The organism is Cupriavidus sp. OTU4054, assembly GCF_038440175.1.
Lineage (GTDB): Bacteria > Pseudomonadota > Gammaproteobacteria > Burkholderiales > Burkholderiaceae > Cupriavidus > Cupriavidus pauculus_D.
Genome location: NZ_JASATF010000047.1, coordinates 1 through 16,597, shown reverse-complemented (window position 1 = coordinate 16,597; position 16,597 = coordinate 1). Strand labels below are relative to the sequence as shown.

Below are 16,597 nucleotides of genomic sequence, written 5' to 3'. Positions count from 1 at the left end.
TATACCAACGAATGCGATGGCGTCTGGCGTGCCGTCCGGCGCGCGTGCGTGGCCGTTCGATCCGCGCGCATCCCGGTTGTTCCTGCTCGTTTCCGCTTGTTTCGTTTCCGCCCGTTTAAGACGTCCGAACCGCTGCTGCATGCATTCTCCGCTGGAACTGACCCTGGTACTGCTGGCCGCCGCCGTGTTCGGCGTGGTGGCCTTCCGCATGCTGCAATTGCCCCCGATGCTCGGTTATCTGGCGGTGGGCATCCTGATCGGTCCCCACGCGCTCGGCCTGGCCAGCGATTCGGCCCAGACCAAATACCTGGCCGAATTCGGCGTGGTCTTCCTGATGTTCTCGATCGGGCTCGAGTTCAGCCTTGGCAAGCTGCGTGCGATGAAGCGGCTCGTATTCGGGCTGGGCGGGTCGCAGGTGGTGCTGTCGATGCTCGTGGTGCTGCCGGCGAGCTGGCTGTTCAGCTGGCTGTTCCCCTTGTCATGGCAGGCGTCGATCGCGCTGGGCGGCGCGCTGGCCATGTCGTCCACGGCCATCGTCTCCAAGATGCTGTCCGAGCGCATGGAGCTCGAAAGCGAGCACGGGCGCAACATCATCAGCGTGCTGCTGTTCCAGGATCTGGCCGTGGTGCCGCTGCTGATCATCATCCCGGCGCTGTCGCGGGACCCGGGCGACCTCGTGGCCGCGCTCGGCCTGGCCACCGTCAAGATCGTGGTCGCGCTGAGCCTGATCTTCTTCGTGGGCCAGCGGCTCATGAGCCGCTGGTTCCATATCGTGGCGGCACGCCGGTCGCAGGAGCTGTTCATGCTGAACCTGCTGCTGGTGACGCTCGGCATGGCCGCGCTGACCGAGCGGCTGGGCCTTTCCATGGCGCTGGGTGCCTTCCTCGCCGGCATGCTGATCTCCGAGACACCGTACCGGCATCAGGTGGAAGAGGACATCAAGCCGTTCCGCGACGTGCTGCTGGGGCTGTTCTTCGTGACCATCGGCATGCTGCTGAACGTGCAGGTGGTCTACGACCATGTCTGGCTCGTGCTCGGGCTGCTGGTGGTGCCCATCGTCTTCAAGCTCGTGCTGATCGCGCTGCTCGCGCGCGCGTTCGGGTCGCGGCAGGGCGTCGCCATCCGCACGGGCCTTGGCCTTGCGCAGGCCGGCGAGTTCGGGTTCGTGCTGCTGAACCAGATCGACGGCATGGGGCTCGTGGACCCGGTGCTCACGCAGGTGATTCTGGCCTCGATGCTGCTGTCGATGCTCGTGGCGCCGTTCCTGATCCAGTACAGCGATGCGATCGTCCTGCGCTTTGCGGCCAACGAATGGCTGATGCAGTCGCTGAACATGACGCGCATCGCGGTGCAGAGCCTGCAGACCGAGAAGCACGCGATCATCTGCGGCTTTGGCCGCAGCGGGCAGAACCTCGCGCACCTGCTGGAGCGCGAGGGCATTACCTATGTGGCGCTCGATCTGGATCCGGACCGTGTGCGGGAGGCCGCGGCGGCCGGGGATACCGTCGTCTATGGCGATGCCGCGCGGCGCGAGGCGCTGATCGCGGCCGGTATCCACCGGGCGGCGGCGCTGATCATCACCTATGCCAATACGCCGTCCGCGCTGCGGGTGCTCCACCACGTGCAGGAGCTGGCGCCGGCATTGCCGGTGATCGTGCGGACCGTCGATGACTCGGAACTGGACACGCTGCAGAAGGCCGGCGCGACCGAGGTGGTGCCCGAGATCATCGAGGGGAGCCTGATGCTGGCCTCCCACGCGCTGGTGCTGCTGGGCGTGCCCATGCGCCGCGTGGTGCGCGGCGTGCAGGAGGCCCGCGACGCGCGCTACAGCCTGCTGCGCGGTTACTTCCACGGGCGCGACGACGAAGAAGACATGGTCGAGCGCGATACGGTGCGGCTGCACGCGGTCTCGCTGGGCGGGGAGCATACGGCGGTCGGGCGCCGGCTCGGGCTGCTGGGGCTCGAGCGGATCGGCGTGGAGGTGACCGCCGTGCGGCGGCGCGGGATTCCGGCGTTCGACCCCGAGCCCGACACCGTGCTGGAGCCCGGCGATATCGTCGTGCTGCGCGGGACGCCGGAAGCGCTGGAAGCCGCCGAGGAGCGGCTGATCCGGGACTGAACCTAGTGTGAAATCGTCGTTCCGAGCACGGTCAGGAACTGGGCCAGCCATGCCGCGTGGGCAGGCCATGCCGGGGCGGTGACGAGGTTGCCGTCGGTGTGGGCCTGATCGACGGGGATATCCGCGTAGGTCCCGCCCGCCATCCGCACCTCGGGCGCGCAGGCGGGGTAGGCCGAGCAGGTGCGGCCTTCGAGCACGTCGGCGGCGGCCAGCAACTGGGCGCCATGGCAGACCGCGGCAATCGGCTTGCCGGCCGAGGCGAAATGCCGGACGATCTCGATCACGCGCGGGTTGAGCCGCAGATACTCGGGTGCGCGGCCGCCCGGAATTACGAGTGCGTCGTAGCTGGCCGGATCGACGTCCGCGAACGTCGCATTGAGCGTGAAATTGTGGCCGCGCTTCTCCGTATAGGTCTGGTCGCCTTCGAAATCGTGGATGGCGGTGGCGCAATGCTGGCCCGCCTTCTTGTCCGGGCAGACCGCGTGGACCGTATGGCCCACCATCTGGAGCGCCTGGAACGGCACCATCGTTTCGTAGTCCTCGGCAAAATCGCCGACGAGCATCAGAATCTTCTTCGCCATCGCACTCTCCTGTATGGTTACGGGGTTTGGGCCGGCCAGTCCCGTTATCAGCGGGCACCGGCCCATTGTGCGTCATTGTCTTTAGAAACTGAATTCCCTCATGGCAGATTCCACCCTCCAGTCACCGAAGTTGGCCGATGAACTCGGCGACGTGAGCCGTTACCTGCGCGATCGCATCCGCACGGTGCCCGACTGGCCCCAGGCCGGCGTGATGTTCCGCGACATCACCCCGCTGCTGCAGAACCCCAAGACGCTGCGCGTGCTGATCGACGTATTCGTCCACCGCTATATGGACCAGCAGCTGGACCTCGTGGCCGGCATCGACGCCCGTGGCTTTATCCTCGGCTCGATCATCGCGTACGAGCTGAACCTCGGTTTCGTGCCGATCCGCAAGAAGGGCAAGCTGCCGTTCCAGACGGTAGCCGAGGAATACGAGCTCGAATATGGCAGTGCGACCGTGGAAATCCACGCCGATGCGTGCAAGCCGGGCGACCGCGTGCTGCTGATCGACGACCTGATCGCCACGGGCGGGACCATGATGGCCGGCCGCAAACTGCTCGAGCGCCTGGGCGCCACGGTGATCGAGGGCGCGGCCATCGTCGATCTGCCGGAACTGGGCGGATCGAAGGTGCTGGCGGCCAGCGGACTGCCTTTGTTCACCGTTTGCAACTTCGAAGGGCATTAAGAAGCGCATTAACCGCCCCTCGGTTTGCCCGTGACTGCCCCGCGGCGCATAATGTCCTATTGACAACGACATGATGACCGCGTGAACCGCCGCTTTGCGGTTCCTTAACGGTCACGAAAGGGCGGACGATGGGCGTTCTTCTTCATCTGCTTTCCGGCGTGGCGCTCCTGGTCTGGGGCACCAATATCGTCAAGGTTGGCATTCTGCGTGTGTATGGCGCAAATCTGCGCCATATTCTTTCGGTCAGCGTATCGAATCGCTTCAGCGCCTTTGCGGCGGGACTCGGTGTGACCGGGCTCGTCCAGAGCAGCAACGCGACGGCGGTGATCGTCAGTTCGTTCGTGGGCCAGGGCCTGATTGCCGTGGCCCCGGCGCTTGCGATCATGCTGGGCGCCAACGTCGGCACCGCGATGATGGTGCAGGTGTTCTCGCTCGATCTCTCCTGGCTCTCGCCGCTGCTGATCTTCGTGGGAGTGATTCTTCACCTCACGTGGAAGGGCCAGCGCGTGGGGCACGTCGGCCGCGTGCTGATCGGCCTTGGCCTGATCACGCTCGCGCTCGAACTGATCTCCATCGCGACGCGTCCCGTCGTGCAGGCCGCCGGCGTCAAGGTGCTGTTCAGCACGCTGACCGGCGACGCCACGCTCGATATGCTGATCGGCGCGTTCCTGACCATCCTCTGCTATTCGAGCCTCGCGGTCGTGTTGTTCTGCGGTGCGCTCGCGTCCGCGGGGGTCGTCTCCATCCACGTGGCCCTGGCACTGGTGCTCGGCGCAAACCTCGGCTCGGGCATTTCCGCGCTGCTGACCACCTCGGGCAACAACCAGCCCGGCAAGCGCGTGACGCTCGGCAACCTGCTGTCGCGGCTGCTCGGGTGCCTGATCGCCTTGCCGCTGCTCTCGCATGCGGAAGATCTGCTCAAGCTGCTCAGCACTGATCCGCAGCGGCTGATCGTGAACTTCCACCTGATGTTCAACGTGGTGCTGGCAATCTTGCTGATCGGCGCGACGGGGCCGCTGGCGCGGCTGTGCGAGACCATCCTGCCCGGGCGCAATACCGGCGACAGCCAGGTGACGCCGCGCCACCTCGACCCGGCCGCGCTGACCACGCCGACGCTCGCGCTGTCCAATGCGGCGCGCGAGGTGCTGCGGATTGGCGATCGCGTGGAGCAGATGCTCGACAACCTGCTGCGCGTGCTGCGCAACAACGATGCGCGGCTGGCCACGGCGACGTGCCGGATCGACAACGAAGTGGACGATCTGTACACCGCGATCAAGCTCTACCTCACGCGCATCAGCACCGAAGCGCTCGACGAGAACGACGGGCAGCGGTGGACCGAGATCATTTCGCTGACGATCAATCTCGAGCACGCGGGAGATCTGATCGAGCGCATGCTGCTCGATGCCAAGGACAAGAAGATTGCGCACAACCTCCAGTTCTCGGAAGCGGGGATGCAGGAGATTGCCGAGATGCACGGGCGCGTGGTGGCCAACCTGCGGCTGGCGATGTCGGTGTTCCTGACCGGCGATCTGCGCAGCGCGCAGCAGCTGGTGGAAGAGAAAGCCAAGTTCCGCGATCTCGAACGCAAGTATTCGCGGTCCCATCTGCAGCGCGTGGCGGTGCAGCATGTCGAGAGCATCGAGACGAGTTCGCTGCATCTGGACATGATCAGCGAACTGAAGCGGTTGAACTCGCTGTTCTGCGCGACCGCTTACCCGGTGCTGGAACAGGCCGGCCTGATGAATCGCAGCCGGCTCAAGGACGACGAACGCACGGATGTGGCGGGCGTCCCCGAAGTACAGGCCCGGTAATGCCAGGTCCTCTCCCCCAGGGGGAGAGGACGGCCCTGTCAGCGCTTGAGCAGCGGGGCCAGATACTTCCCGGTGAAGCTCGCCTTGCTCTTCGCCACCGTCTCCGGCGTGCCCTTGGCAATCACCTGCCCGCCGCCGGCGCCGCCCTCCGGTCCCATATCCAGCAGCCAGTCGGCGGTCTTGATCACGTCGAGGTTGTGCTCGATGATCACGACCGTATTGCCCTGGTCGCGCAGCTTGTGGATGACCTTCAGCAGCAGTTCGATATCGTGGAAGTGCAGACCCGTGGTCGGCTCGTCGAGGATATAGAGCGTGCGGCCCGTGTCGCGCTTCGATAGCTCCAGCGACAGCTTGACGCGCTGCGCCTCGCCGCCCGACAGCGTCGTTGCCGACTGGCCGAGGCGGATATAGCCGAGGCCCACGTCGAGCAGCGTCTGCAGCTTGCGCCGTACCACGGGCACCGCGCTGAAGAACTCGTGCGCCTGCTCGACCGTCAGGTCCAGCACTTCCGAAATGCTCTTGCCCTTGTAGAGGACTTCCAGCGTCTCGCGGTTATAGCGCTGCCCGTGGCATACATCGCATGGCACGTAGACGTCGGGCAGGAAGTGCATTTCCACCTTGATCACGCCGTCGCCCTGGCACGACTCGCAGCGGCCGCCCTTCACGTTGAACGAGAAGCGGCCCGGATCGTAGCCGCGTTCCTTGGCCGACGGCACGCCCGCGAACAGTTCGCGGATCGGCGTGAACAGGCCCGTGTACGTGGCCGGATTGGATCGCGGCGTGCGGCCGATCGGGCTCTGGTCGACGTTGATGACCTTGTCGAAATGCTCGAGCCCTTCGATGCGGTCGTGCGCGGCGGGCTCCGGCGTGGACCCGTACAGATGGCGCGCCACCGCGTGATACAGCGTGTCGTTGATCAGCGTCGATTTGCCCGAGCCCGATACGCCCGTGATGCAGGTCAGCAGGCCGACCGGAATCTCGGCCGTCACGTTGCGCAGGTTGTTGCCGGTGGCATTGACGATGCGCAGCAGCCGCTCTTCGTCGGGCGCCGCGCGATGCGCGGGCACCTCGATGCGGCGCTGGCCCGACAGGTACTGGCCCGTCAGCGACGCGACGGCTTCCTCGATCTGGTCGGGCGTGCCTTCCGCGACGATCATGCCGCCGTGCACGCCGGCGCCCGGGCCGATATCGACCACGTAGTCGCTCGCGCGGATCATGTCCTCGTCATGCTCGACCACGAGCACCGAGTTGCCAATATCGCGCAGATGCTTGAGCGTGCCGATAAGCCGGTCGTTGTCGCGCTGGTGCAGGCCGATCGACGGTTCGTCGAGCACGTACATCACGCCGGTCAGGCCCGAGCCGATCTGCGAGGCCAGGCGGATGCGCTGCGCCTCGCCGCCGGACAGCGTGTCCGCGCTGCGTTCGAGCGACAGGTAGTCGAGGCCGACGTTGTTCAGGAAGTTCAGCCGCGCGGTGATCTCCTTGACGATCTTGTCGGCGATCTCGCGCTTGGCGCCATGCAGGTTCAGCGTTAGGAACCACGTGAGCGCGTCGCGCAGCGGCTGCGCGTTGATCTCGAAGATCGCGCGCGCCTGATCGTCCTCGCCCACCTTCACGTGCCGCGCTTCCGTGCGCAGGCGCGTGCCGTGGCAGGCGGGGCAGGGCTGGTTGTTCTGGTACTTGGCGAGTTCCTCGCGCACGGCGATGGAGTCCGTCTCGCGATAGCGGCGCTCGAGGTTCGGGATGATGCCCTCGAACACGTGCGCGCGCACCGTGGTGCGCCCCTTCTCGTTGATATACGTGAACGGGATTTCTTCCTCGCCCGAGCCGTGCAGCACGACCTCCTGCACCTTCGGCGGCAGTTCCTCGAACGCCGTCTCGGTATCGAAATCGTAGTAGGCGGCCAGGCTTTGCAGCATCTGGAAGTAGAACTGGTTGCGGCGGTCCCAGCCCTTGATCGCGCCCGAGGCGAGCGACAGGTTCGGGAAGGCCACCACGCGCTTCGGATCGAAGAACGTGATCTGGCCCAGGCCGTCGCAGGTCGTGCACGCGCCCATCGGGTTGTTGAACGAGAACAGGCGCGGTTCCAGCTCCTGCAGCGAGTACGAGCAGATGGGGCAGGCAAAGCGCGAGCTGAACACATGCTCGTGGCCGCTATCCATCTCCAGCGCGATGGCGCGGCCGTCGGCCAGGCGCAGCGCGGTCTCGAACGACTCGGCCAGGCGCTGCTTGATGTCGGCGCGCACCTTGACGCGATCGACGACCACGTCGATCGAATGCTTCTCGGTCTTCTTGAGCTTGGGCAGCTGATCGACCTCGTACACCTTCGCTTCCGCCTCGTGCGCGGTACCGCCGCCCGAGCGAATGCGGAAGCGGACGAAGCCCTGCGCCTGCATCGTGTCGAACAGGTCGGAGTGCTCGCCCTTGCGGTCGGCCACGACCGGCGCGAGGATCATGAGCTTGGTGTCCTCGGGCAGCGCGAGCGCGGCGTCCACCATCTGCGAGACGCTCTGCGCCTGGAGCGCGATGCCGTGGTCGGGGCAGTACGGCGTGCCCGCGCGCGCGAACAGCAGGCGCAGGTAGTCGTGGATTTCCGTGACGGTGCCGACGGTCGAGCGCGGGTTGTGGCTCGTGGCCTTCTGCTCGATGGAGATCGCCGGGGACAGGCCCTCGATGAGGTCCACGTCGGGCTTTTCCATCAGCTGCAGGAACTGGCGCGCGTAGGCGGACAACGATTCCACGTAGCGGCGCTGGCCTTCCGCGTAGAGCGTGTCGAACGCGAGCGACGACTTGCCCGAACCGGACAGACCCGTGATCACGATCAGCTTGTTGCGCGGCAGGTCGAGATTGATGTTCTTCAGGTTGTGGGTACGCGCCCCACGAATCTTGATTTCTTCCATCGAAACTTATAAGTGCCTAAAGCAACGCCTGTGATGCCCCAAACGAGGGCAAACGCCTGCCGAGTGTCACCGCTCCGGCACCTGCGGGGACGGCAGGTGACCGGGAAAGCGCGAGAAGCAAACCTGCTAATATACCGAACTTCGGTTTCGGGGGCTTCCCCGGCAAAAGGACGGGAAACACGACAGAATTGAAGCGAACCGCCTGGCGCAGCGCCGTCGGTTCAGCCCTGTGAATTCAGCCCCACCGTTCCGACCGAGTCAGATACTTCTCACGATCGCAATGCCGTCGATCCCTTCTTCCCCCCAATCCGCTGCGGCCAGTGCACCCGGTGAACCAGGCGTTGCCGATAGCGCGCCGCCCGTGCGCGACCGCATGACGCGAAGCGAGTTGCGTGCCAGTCTGTCGCTGGCCAGCATCTTTGCGCTGCGCATGCTTGGACTGTTCCTGATCCTGCCGGTCTTCGCCGAGTTCGCGCGCGGCTTGCCGGACGGGCACGACGCGCAGCGCGTGGGCCTGGCGATGGGGATCTACGGGCTGATGCAGGCGTTTCTCCATATTCCGCTTGGCTGGCTGTCCGATCGCGTCGGACGCAAGCCGGTGATGGTCGGTGGGCTGCTACTGTTTGTCGCAGGCGCGGTCATCGCGGCGTGTTCGGACACCCTCGTGGGCATCACGATCGGCCGCGCGTTGCAGGGGACCGGCGCGATCTCGGCCGCGATTACCGCGTGCATCGCCGATCTGACGCGCGAGCGGCATCGCACCAAGGCGATGGCGATGGTCGGGGGCAGCATCGGCCTGACCTTTGCGCTGTCGCTGGTCATAGCCTCGCCGCTGCTCGAGGCCATCGGCATGTCCGGCATCTTCTGGCTGATGGCGGTGCTGGGCGTGGTGGCCATCGGCGTGACGATCTTCGTCGTGCCTGTGCCGCCGGCTCCGCATCCGGTACAGCTGCCGTTCCGCAGCGTGCTGACGAATCCCGATCTCGCCCGGTTGAATGTGGGGGTACTTGCGCTACATGCAAGTCAGGTCGCGATGTTCATGGTCGTGCCGTCCATGCTGTCCGATGCGGGCATGCCGCTGGACCAGCACTGGAAGGTCTATCTGCCCGTGGTGCTGGTGTCGTTCGTCCTGATGCTCGGGCCGATGATGGCGGCCGAGCGGTATGGCCGCGTGCGCGTGGTGCTGCTGAGTTCGGTGGCGCTGATGACGGCGGTGCAGGTCCTGTTTGCCGCCGTGCATGGGTTGTGGCCGATCGTCGGGGTGCTGCTGCTGTTCTTCGTGGCGTTCAACGTGCTGGAGGCCATGCAGCCGTCGCTGGTGTCGCGGTATGCGGCGGCGAGCCGGGGCGCGGCGCTCGGCATCTACAACACGACGCAGGCGATGGGGTTGTTTCTGGGTGGCGTGATCGGCGGCTGGCTGCTCAAGCACGAGGGGCGGGCGGCGGTGTTCATCGGCTGTGCGGTCGTGTTGCTGGCCTGGCTTATAATCGCGTGGCGCATGAAGCCACCCCCCGCACGCGGGCAGGCGGAAGCGCCTGCTTCATCGACCATGGTGTGAGCGACCGTGGTGTGATCGATACGGTGGTGAAAAACCGCAGAAGCACTAGTTCAGATTCCAGCAGTTTGGGTTTAGCATGAGCGCGCGCCTGCCAACGCAACACTTGGCAACGGGGCGCGCTTTTTGTTTGCCGCGATGGCGTTTTTGCAGATTTGTTCTTACAGATTTACTTGCCACCTCGGATGAGGTGGTCCTTCGGAGAATATTCATATGGCATCGGTCAACAAAGTCATCCTCGTCGGCAACCTGGGCGCTGACCCGGAAACGCGCTACATGCCCAGCGGCGACGCCGTTACCAACATTCGGCTCGCAACGACCGATCGGTACAAGGACAAGCAGAGCAACGAGTTCAAGGAAGCGACCGAGTGGCACCGCATCGCGTTCTTCGGCAAGCTGGCGGAAATCGCCGGCCAGTACCTGAAGAAGGGCTCGTCGGTCTATATCGAAGGCCGCATCCGCACGCGCAAGTGGACCGATCAGTCGGGCCAGGACAAGTACAGCACCGAAATCGTCGCCGACCAGATGCAAATGCTGGGCGGCCGCGGTCAGGGCGGCGGTGGCGGCGGCGATGAAGGCGGCTACGGTGGTGGTGGCGGCGGCGGCGGCGGTTACAGCCGCGAAGCATCGGGCGGTGGCGGCGGTGGCTACGGCGGCGGCCGTGGTCAGGGCGGCGGCGCCGGTGGTGGCGCCGCGCAAGGCGGCCAGGGCGGCGGCCAACGCCGTCAGCAGCAATCGCCGTCGAATGGGTTTGAAGATATGGATGACGATATTCCGTTCTGACGTCGCGTCAGAGAATACGTCGGTAGGAAGCCCCGCCTTGTGCGGGGCTTTTGCTATTTGGGCTGGGGGATTTTAGGAGGATTGCGATTGTGCGCGCAGTGATTCTGCTGCTGGCCTTGTGCGCATCCTCTAGAAAGACCAACGCCACCCAGTGGGTGGCGTTGGCTTCAGGCTCGGATACGGGTGGGGCTTCACCAGTTTGGGCTCTGACGAGCTTAGCGGCACCTGACCGAAGTCAGGTTGGGAGCGGCTGGTCCAACCGTCTACGCGGCCGAGTATAGCAAGCGAAGGAGAGAGGGGTCAAATGCCATACCAAGCGTTCCTGGACACGCAATCCGGTCCAAGGAGTAGCGTCTATAAACGGGTGTTCCGGACACAAAGCGCAGCAGAGACAGGGGGCGCTGTGTTGTGGGGGCAAGCCATGAGTATGGCGCTCCAGTCGTTGATGTTGACATTCGAGGTGGCGCTCCGCAATCGAGTTCATGTGAGTCTGTCTCGTCAAGCAACGGAGAAGTCCGGATGTGCGTCGGATTCGTTTCCTTGGTACGACTATTGTCTCGGCCTTCGGAAGTTGCAGGGGGCAACTTTCGATAGGATCGAAGCGTTGCTTTGCGATGACAGAATGATCCGCCTCAAACTGCAACCGTCGCCAGATTCCGTTATAGCAAAGCTAACGTTTGGCGTATGGCCGAACATTCTGGAACAGCAGTTGCCAACGCCGGTGGTCCAAGCCCGAACCTTTCTTGATGTCTTCGCTAACTACCCAAAGAATCCTCGAAAGCATTGGAATCACCCGGACAATCGGAAAGCTGCCATTACTGTGCTGAAGGACGTAAATGCTTGGCGTAATCGGATCGCACATTGCGAGCCGGTTTGGACGCAGGGTTGGTATCGCAACAGCACCACGCAACATTGGACGGAAGTGCTGGACCGTGTAAGGGGGCGCAGAGCAGAGATGCTTACTGTGTTGGGATGGATGTGCCCCCAAACTCTGGAGGTGTACCAGCACAGCTACAACGGAAGATTGTTTGAGATGCTGCTAACCGAGCATGCCGTGCTAGCGCATATCGTGCAACCCTACGTGCCGGGCGCTGGGCCGGTGTATCCACAAATGGATGAGGCCGGAATGAGCGCGTACAAAGCGAGAAGGTAGTTCAGCAGCGCATTGACCTGCTCCCCGTGTTTAGTACCGTGACGATGTAGCTTCCGTTCCCAGGAGGAGCGGTCATGAAGAAGCGATTCACCGAAGAACAGATTATCGGCGTGCTGAAGGAAGCCGAAGCGGGCCTGAGGCCCGCGGAGCTTTGCCGCACGATGGACTTCGTCTCCGATGGACTGGCGCATGGTCGGCGATTCCGTTGCCTGAACGTGGTGGATGATTACACGCGCGAGTGCCTGGCGATCGAGGTGGACACTAGAAAGACTAACGCCACCCAGTGGGTGGCGTTAGTTTGAGGTTCTGTTACAGCTGGGGCATCACCAGTTTGGGCCCTGAAGGGCTTAGGCGGGATGTAAGCTGACGTACTGCCTTCGTCCGTCTCTCACGCTATGCACTCTGGATGACCACTCAAAAACTCTCCGCAGGACTTATCGTAGTGCGCCGGTTCGATGACCGTTGGCGTTGTCTTGTGCTGCGTGTCTATCGAAACTGGGATTTGCCCAAGGGCGCGCCGGAGGAAGGGGAGGCGCCGTTGGCGGCGGCGTTGCGGGAGGCTGCTGAGGAGACCGGGTTGCGCGCGCTCGAGTTGCCGTGGGGCGACGCGTATCGCGAGACGCCGGTTTATGCGCGGGGGAAGGTGGCGCGCATTTTCCTCGCGTTGTCGCGTGAGGGCGACGTGGTGTTGCCGGTCAGTGCCGAGCTCGGCAGGCCCGAGCATCATGAGTGGCGGTGGGTGTCGTTTGCCGATGCGGCGGCGTTGTTGCCGCCGAGGTTTGGGGACATCGTGCGTTGGGCGCGGGAGACCGTGGAGGGCGCGACGGGTTGAGTCGCGCGCCTGCGGGTCAGGCGGTTGCGAACTGGCGGTAAGTCGCAGATGCGGCTTATCGCAGATATGTCGTAGCGCAGATTGGCCGTAGCGCAGATCCGTGGGGTCGGCTTATCCGATTGTTTCCTGATAGTACCGAAGGTCCGGACTCTCTCTCAGCAGTTGCCCGAGCAATCCCTGAAACGCCAGCCATGCCACGTAGTCCGAGCCGATCTGCTGGCGGATGGAGGTGGCTTCCTCGTCGGTCATGACGACGAACTCGCCCGCCGCTTCGGCCAGTAGCTGGATCTGGCAGCAGCGTTCCATCGCGAGGAAGCGGTAGGCGGTGGCGTCGACCGACGTGCCGACCGTCAGCAGGCCATGGTTGACGAGTACCGCGGTGCGGCGGTTGCCCATGGCGGCGGCGATGCGGCGGCCTTCGTTTCGGTCCAGGACCAGGACGTCGCCCTGGTATGCGGCCTGGTCGTCGAAGAACAGGCAGGCCTCCTGATTGATCGGCAGCAACGTGCGCTTGCGTGCCGAGAACGCGCGGCCGTAGATCGAGTGGGTGTGGGCCGCGGCGGTAACGTGCTGGCGGGTCGCGTGGATGCCGCAGTGGATTGCCACGGCCGCCGCGTTGACGGGGCCGCCGCTGCCGTCATGCACGTTGCCTTCCTCGTCGATGCAGATCAGGTCGTCGGGATGGATGCTCGAGAAGTGCTGTGCATAGGCATTGACCCAGAAGCGGTCGTGATGCTCGGGGTCGCGGACCGTGATGTGTCCGGCGATCCCTTCCGCGAGGCCGAAGCGCGAGAAGATGCGGAACGCCGCCGCAAGACGGAGCTTTCGTTCGCGGCGTTCGGCGTCGTACGAGGTGTGGATCTTCGGCGTGGGCAGCGGGCCGCCGATCGGCGTGGGGATCTGGAGGTGGAGAGGCGCGATATCGTTCATGGGGCGTTGTTCCTGTCTGTCGGATCGATTCTCGGACAGACCTGCCCCTGACGATAGGGAAGAAATCTCACAGGATGGTGCTGTCGTGGAAGCGTTCCACCGATGACGCGACCGGCGATGCGATCGATGCCTGATAGCGCGCCGCGGTCTCCGACAGCCACGCTTCGAACTGCTTCAGCGGCTCCCAGTTCTGCCGCTGCTCGGGATACGCGAAGTACACCGTGCTGGGACTTCTGACCGTATGCGGATGCGCGACGACGAGTTGTCCGTTTGCAAGCTCCTGGTCGATCAGCGTGCGCGGCAGCAGGGCAAGCCCCTGACCGGCGACCGTCGCATTGATGGACATGACGAACATGTCGTAGCGTGGCGCGGCACCGCTGTGCTTGAGCGGATGGCCGACCAGCGATTCCGCCCAGTCGGTCCATGCCGTAGGCAGATCGCGCGTGTAGATCCATGGCGCGCCCGCGATCGCCTCGATCGTCAGCGGCCCCGCGGGACACCACTTGGGCGCGCAGACGAGCAGCAGCCGATCGTCGCCGATGAGGGCCGACCCCGCCATGCCTGCCCATGGATGCTGACCGAAATAGAGCGTCGCATCGAAGTTCGAGTCGTCGAAGAAGTTGGGCTGATCGCGGCCGATGATATGCACGCGGATATCGGGGTGCCGGTCGTAGAAGTCCTGCAGCCGCGGCACGAGCCACTGCGCCGCGAACGACACGCCGACGGCGATGTCGAGGCTCACGGCGCTTTCCGAGCGGACGAGCTCCAGCGTGTCGCGGCGGATCTGGTCGAGGTTCACGCGAATGCGGCGCGCATACTCGGCGCCGGCCGGCGTCAGCACGAGGCGCTGCCGCACGCGGTCGAACAGCGCGACGCCGAGGTCCTCTTCCAGTTCGTTGACCTTCTTGCAGATGGCGCCGTGGGTCTGCGACAACTCCTCCGCGGCCTTGGAGAAACTTTCATGCCTCGCCGAGGCTTCGAATGCCTGCAACAGGCCCAGACTGGGGACGCCACGACGCATGACAGTTTCTCCTTCGATACTTGCTTCGATACTAGGTTGCGGTGGTCAATCCGCTGGCCGCCTTGCGGCGCGACGCCTCGAGCGCGGTCACGATCAGCGCGGAGACGACCATCAGGATCGACACGCCATAGAATGCCACGGCAAAGTGCCCCGTGACGTCCTTCGACCAGCCAATGAAGTAGGGCAGCACGAATCCCGCGCAGACTCCGAGGCTCGTGATCATCGCGATGCCGGCGGCCGCGGCGCGCTCGGCGAGGAACTTCGTCGGGAGTTGCCAGAACGTCGTCATCGTGCAGAAGCAGCCGGCGGCGCCTACCGCGAAGGCCGCAATGGCCGCGTAGGGAGACGTCATCCACATGGCCACGGTCAGGGCAATCGCGCAGACCAGCAGCGGGCCCGCCACGTGCCGGCTCGACAGCTGGCGGCGCTGCATCATGCGGCCCCATACGAGCATGCTGACGGCGGCGAACGCGAACGGAATCGCGGTGATCATGCCGATCTGCGTGATCGTGTACTTGACGCCGAGCGTCTTCTCGAACGAAGCCACGACCTGCGGCAGGAAGAACAGCAGCGACACGATGCCGGCATTGATGCCGAAGTACACGGCGCCGAGCGCCCAGACGCGCGGGTTGGACAAGGTCGTCCACACGCTGTCATGGCGTTGCGATGCGCTCGCTTGGCTCTGCTTCTGCTCGAGCGCGAGCACCGACGCCACGGCGCTCTTCTCGGTGGGCGAGAGCCAGCGTGCCCTGGCCGGACTATCGGGCAGGTAGAAGAAGACGAAGATGCCCAGCGCGATGGAAGGGAGCCCCTCGAGAAAGATCATCGCGCGCCAGCCGCTGAGGCCGAACAGCGTGACGTGCGCCATCAGCCAGGTGGAAATGGGCGCGCCGAACACGCCCGTGAGCGGAATGGCCGTGACGAACAGCGACATCATCCACACGCGGTCCTTTGCGGGCAGCCAGAGCGTGAGATAGAAGACCATGCCCGGGAAGAGGCCGGCCTCGAATACGCCGAGCACGAAGCGCGCGACATAGAGCCATTGCGCATTGGGCACGAGGCACGTGAGCGAGGAGACGATGCCCCACGTGATCATGATGCGCGTCATCCAGAGCCGCGCGCCGAAGCGGTACATGCACAGGTTGCTCGGTACCTCGAACAGCACGTAACCGATAAAGAAGAGGCTCGCGGCGAGCCCATACTGGGCCGCGGTCATGCCGAGCTCCTGGTTCATCGTCAGGGCCGCGTAGCCGATGTTGGCGCGGTCCAGCTGGTTGGCCATGTACATCAGGATCATCAGGGGGCCCAGTCGCCAGCTGATCTTGCGGGCGATTTCCGGCGGCATCGTGGGGGACGCGGTCATGGTGAGTTCCTTCTCGGGGATTTTGCGTGGCACCGAGAATTTACGATTCCAGCCAGCGGCTCGATACTGTCAATTTCTCACCGGGTCATGACTGGATGTCACAGTGCCCAATTCCTGACCGCGTCCGTCGCGGAAATCGCGGGAATGGTGCGAAAAACGCTTGCCGGGAAGCGTGAAAGGACGGGTATTCCCCGGCGTGGGGCGTCGGGGCATGCGGGGCGCCAGGGGAAATCCCCGAGCTGTGCGCGCGTTCGGGAACGCGGTTCGGCGAGCGGGTCAGTGTGTAATGCCGCGCAGCATCATCAGCATGACCACGGCCATCACGCCGAGCGCCGACGAGACCCACAGCGCGCCGATGCCGAATGCATCGAGGCAGAGGCCGAACAGCCACGGTGCCAGGGCCTGCGCGATGCGGGCGGGGACCATCAGTACGCCTTGACGGTGCCCATAGCCGCTGGGGCCGAAGATCACCAGCGGCAGCGTGCCCTTGGCGATGGTCAGGATGCCATTGCCCGCGCCGTGCAACACGCCGAACAGCGCGGCGGCCGGGGCGCCAGCGATCGCGAATGCGGCGGCGCCGATGGGGTGGAGGGCTGCGGCGAGGCGCGCCGACAGCAATGGGTGGATCTGGCGGAGGAAGCCGAACTCGAGCAGGCGCGCGCCGACCTGCGCGGGACCGATCAGCGCGCCGACCGTGACCGCGGTGGCCAGCGTGGCGCCGCCCGCCTGCAGCAGGCGCGGGAGGTGGGCGGCCATGGCGGTGCTGATGAACCACGTTGCCGCGAAGACGAAGGACAGGGCGATGGAGGCGAGTGCCTGGGCGGGCGCGGGTGAGGGCGACCGCGAGGGCGCGGACGCGGACGC

Annotated in this window: 12 protein-coding genes and 2 pseudogenes; 8 read left to right on the top strand and 6 right to left on the bottom strand. The window is 64.7% G+C overall.

All coding sequences use genetic code 11. The features are described from left to right. The first annotated feature begins 139 nt into the window (after positions 1-139). A complete protein-coding gene (locus AAHB16_RS31415) occupies positions 140-2,119 on the top strand; it encodes a monovalent cation:proton antiporter family protein (protein ID WP_150372886.1) in 1,980 nt (659 codons plus the stop codon). Positions 2,120-2,121: 2 nt separating this feature from the next. Here the strand turns inward: AAHB16_RS31415 and AAHB16_RS31410 are convergent, their stop codons facing one another. After that, complete coding sequence (locus tag AAHB16_RS31410) at positions 2,122-2,700, bottom strand: DJ-1/PfpI family protein (RefSeq protein ID WP_150372885.1); 579 nt, start codon at positions 2,698-2,700, stop codon at positions 2,122-2,124. A gap of 100 nt (positions 2,701-2,800) precedes the next feature. Between AAHB16_RS31410 and AAHB16_RS31405 the strand changes: the two genes are divergently transcribed. Beyond that, the gene (locus AAHB16_RS31405) at positions 2,801-3,385 is read left to right on the top strand and encodes an adenine phosphoribosyltransferase (protein ID WP_150372884.1); all 585 of its coding nucleotides are present in this window, start codon (positions 2,801-2,803) and stop codon (positions 3,383-3,385) included. Between the two features lie 128 nt (positions 3,386-3,513). Next, positions 3,514-5,196: a Na/Pi cotransporter family protein gene (locus AAHB16_RS31400; protein ID WP_150372883.1), complete on the top strand. Its 1,683-nt coding sequence runs from the start codon at positions 3,514-3,516 to the stop codon at positions 5,194-5,196. Positions 5,197-5,234: 38 nt separating this feature from the next. On the opposite strand, the gene uvrA is transcribed toward AAHB16_RS31400, so the two are convergent. Next, positions 5,235-8,096: an excinuclease ABC subunit UvrA gene (gene uvrA, locus AAHB16_RS31395; RefSeq protein WP_150372882.1), complete on the bottom strand. Its 2,862-nt coding sequence runs from the start codon at positions 8,094-8,096 to the stop codon at positions 5,235-5,237. Between the two features lie 280 nt (positions 8,097-8,376). Here uvrA and AAHB16_RS31390 point away from each other — a divergent pair, with 280 nt between their 5' ends. The 5 genes and pseudogenes from AAHB16_RS31390 (at position 8,377) to AAHB16_RS31370 (ending at position 12,419) form a co-directional block, all read left to right on the top strand. Beyond that, positions 8,377-9,654, top strand: a complete 1,278-nt coding sequence (locus AAHB16_RS31390) for an MFS transporter (RefSeq protein WP_446718153.1) — start codon at positions 8,377-8,379, stop codon at positions 9,652-9,654. Positions 9,655-9,864: 210 nt separating this feature from the next. Further along, positions 9,865-10,434: a single-stranded DNA-binding protein gene (locus AAHB16_RS31385; protein ID WP_150372880.1), complete on the top strand. Its 570-nt coding sequence runs from the start codon at positions 9,865-9,867 to the stop codon at positions 10,432-10,434. A 421-nt stretch (positions 10,435-10,855) separates the two neighbouring features. Continuing rightward, positions 10,856-11,587, top strand: coding sequence for a hypothetical protein (locus tag AAHB16_RS31380; RefSeq protein WP_342052811.1), 732 nt, complete (start codon positions 10,856-10,858; stop codon positions 11,585-11,587). 74 nt (positions 11,588-11,661) lie between these two features. Next, positions 11,662-11,850 (top strand): annotated as a pseudogene (locus AAHB16_RS31375) (transposase); the annotation flags it as partial. A 143-nt stretch (positions 11,851-11,993) separates the two neighbouring features. Then, the gene (locus AAHB16_RS31370) at positions 11,994-12,419 is read left to right on the top strand and encodes an NUDIX domain-containing protein (RefSeq protein WP_342052810.1); all 426 of its coding nucleotides are present in this window, start codon (positions 11,994-11,996) and stop codon (positions 12,417-12,419) included. 111 nt (positions 12,420-12,530) lie between these two features. Here AAHB16_RS31370 and AAHB16_RS31365 read toward each other — a convergent pair whose 3' ends face one another. From AAHB16_RS31365 to AAHB16_RS31350, 4 genes and pseudogenes are all read right to left on the bottom strand, one after another. Further along, positions 12,531-13,349: a class II aldolase/adducin family protein gene (locus AAHB16_RS31365; protein ID WP_342052809.1), complete on the bottom strand. Its 819-nt coding sequence runs from the start codon at positions 13,347-13,349 to the stop codon at positions 12,531-12,533. A gap of 67 nt (positions 13,350-13,416) precedes the next feature. Then, the gene (locus AAHB16_RS31360; protein ID WP_150372875.1) at positions 13,417-14,370 is read right to left on the bottom strand and encodes a LysR substrate-binding domain-containing protein; all 954 of its coding nucleotides are present in this window, start codon (positions 14,368-14,370) and stop codon (positions 13,417-13,419) included. Between the two features lie 31 nt (positions 14,371-14,401). Then, a complete protein-coding gene (locus tag AAHB16_RS31355) occupies positions 14,402-15,733 on the bottom strand; it encodes an MFS transporter (RefSeq protein WP_342052808.1) in 1,332 nt (443 codons plus the stop codon). 276 nt (positions 15,734-16,009) lie between these two features. Beyond that, positions 16,010-16,597: pseudogene (locus tag AAHB16_RS31350) on the bottom strand (MFS transporter); the annotation flags it as partial.